This is a genomic window from Thermococcus sp. M36, from assembly GCF_012027355.1.
Lineage (GTDB): Archaea > Methanobacteriota_B > Thermococci > Thermococcales > Thermococcaceae > Thermococcus.
The window spans coordinates 1-473 of sequence record NZ_SNUH01000153.1 but is presented as its reverse complement, the minus strand read 5'-3'; the positions used below and the strand labels follow the sequence as shown (position 1 = coordinate 473).

Here is a 473-nt window from a genome sequence, read left to right as displayed (position 1 = left end):
CCGATAATCAACGTTATTTTGATATTCATCATGCCCGAAGCGATGTATTTGAAAATGTAAACAAAAGAGAATTATTATTGGGTGCAATAAATATGGCTGCATTAATTTATTTAATTGATAAATATGGGCTCTGATTTTAAAAACTAAATTAAAATGGTAAAGTATGGCAGATTCTAAAACCCGGTTCTTAGTCGTTGACGACTATTCTACTATAAGAAGAATTATAAGAAATTTACTTAAAGAACTTGGTCATACTGATGTTGACGAAGCAGAAGATGGATCAATGGCATTATCAAAACTTAAAAAAGAGCGGTTTGATTTTGTTATATCTGATTGGAATATGCCGATACTTGATGGTCTTGGTTTAGTTAAAGAAATGCGGAACGACAGAAGTTTGGCTTCTATACCCATTTTATTTGTTACTGCTGAAGCTAAAACAGAAATTATTAATGCAGTTTCACAATACGGAGTAG

Annotated in this window: 1 protein-coding gene; it reads left to right on the top strand. The window is 31.7% G+C overall.

Features of this window, described 5'->3' with window-relative positions; translation table 11 throughout:
- Positions 1 to 163: 163 nt before the first annotated feature.
- The coding region (locus tag E3E36_RS11755) for a response regulator (protein WP_167895565.1) at positions 164 to 473 on the top strand (310 nt) is incomplete at its 3' end.